Genomic DNA, 1,800 nt, shown 5'->3' with positions numbered 1-1,800 from the left:
GTCGGTCGGGCTGGTCACCGCGCTGTCGGCGCCGGCCGGATTCGCGCCGGGCACCAGCGGGGTGGCGCGCCAGGGCCGGGCCGCCTCGGCGTTGATCTGCTCGGCGAGCGCGCGCAGCTGATCGTCGTTGGCCAGGTTGACGCCCATGGAATTGCTCCTCTCCAAATGTTGTTCCGAAGCCTGCTGGTTCGATGCCGCGAAGCTGCGGTACAGGTCGACCGGCAGCGGGATACGCGGGTGGGGGATGGATTCGAATGCCGATACCGTCTCGACCGGGTCGGAAATCAGCTCGTCGATGACGATGTCCTCGTCGGTGATGCGGTTGACGAAGCTGGAATTGGCGCCGTTCTCCAGCAGGCGGCGGACCAGGTACGGCAACAGGTCCTCGTGGCTGCCGACCGGGGCGTAGACCCGACACGGCGCGTCGAGGCGGTCGGCCGGGATCACTTCGGCGTAGAGGTCGTCGCCCATGCCGTGCAGCTTCTGGAACTCGAACTGGCGCTCGCGGCCGAGCAGCTTCGCGCGCTGCCACACCGCGGCGATGGTCTGCGCGTTGTGGGTGGCGAACATCGGGTAGATCGCATCGCCGGCCTCCAGCATGCGCCGCGCGTTGGCCAGGTAGCTGACGTCGGTGTTCGGCTTGCGGGTGAACACCGGGAAGCCCTCGTAGCCGTCGACCTGGGCGCGCTTGACCTCGCTGTCCCAGTACGCGCCCTTGACCAGGCGCACCGGGATGCGGCGGCCGTGGCGGCGGGCCAGCTCGGCGATGAAGTCGATCACCTCCGGCGCGCGCTTCTGGTAGGCCTGGATCGCCAGGCCGTAGCCTTCCCAGCCGTCCAGGGACGGGTCGGCGTAGGCGGCGGCGATGACATCGAGCGAGAGTTCTAGGCGATCGGCCTCCTCGGCGTCGATGGTGAAACCGATCGCGTAGGACTTGGCGAGCCGGGCCAGCTCCAGCACCCGCGGCACCAGCTCCTCCATCACCCGCGCGCGCTTGGCGTGTTCGTAGCGCGGATGCAGCGCCGACAACTTGACCGAGATGCTGGGCGCGGCGAACACCTTGTCGCCGGTCGCGTCGCCGCCGGCGTGGGTCTTGCCGATCGCATGGATCGCGTCGTGGTAGGCCTTCAGGTAGCGCAACGCGTCCCGGGTGGTCAGCGCGCCCTCGCCGAGCATGTCGAACGAATAGCGGTAGCGGGCGTTGCCGCCCTTCCTCGAGCGCGCCAGCGCCTCGCCGATGGTCCGCCCCATCACGAACTGGTGGCCCATGATCCGCATCGCCTGGCGCACCGCCAGACGGATCACCGGCTCGCCGACGCGGCCGACCAGGCGCTTGAACGCGCCGTGCACGTCGCGCTTGGTCTCGTCGTTCATGTCGACCAGGCGGCCGGTCAGCATCAGGCCCCAGGTCGAGGCGTTGACCAGCACCGACTCGGACTGGCCCATGTGGCGCTTCCAGTCGGCCTCGCCGAGCTTGTCGCGGATCAGCTTGTCGGCGGTGTCCTGGTCGGGGATGCGCAGCAGCGCCTCGGCCACGCACATCAACAGCACGCCTTCCTCGCTGCCCAGATCGTACTGGCGCATGAAGGCTTCGATCGCACCCTGGTCCTCGGCGCGCGAACGGACCCGGGACACCAGATCGGCGGCCTGTGCCTGGGCGGCGGCGCGCTCGGGTTCGGGCAGGCGGGCGGCGTCGAGCAGGGCGCGCACGTGGGCGGCTTCCTCGCGCCGCCAGCCGGCGGTGATCGCCGCGCGGGGCGCGTCGGGAGCCGGCGGCAGTTCGGGGGACAGGATCGGTCG

At 70.1% G+C, this 1,800-nt stretch carries 1 protein-coding gene; it reads right to left on the bottom strand.

The window, feature by feature from the left end; genetic code table 11:
- Positions 1 to 1,800: bifunctional proline dehydrogenase/L-glutamate gamma-semialdehyde dehydrogenase PutA (gene putA / locus FKV24_RS13100; protein WP_249041015.1), on the bottom strand; the 1,800-nt coding region annotated here is incomplete at both ends.

Source organism: Marilutibacter maris (assembly GCF_006546735.2).
GTDB lineage: Bacteria > Pseudomonadota > Gammaproteobacteria > Xanthomonadales > Xanthomonadaceae > Marilutibacter > Marilutibacter maris.
Note: the sequence above shows the minus strand (reverse complement) of the source record. Positions and strands in the feature narration are given on the sequence as shown.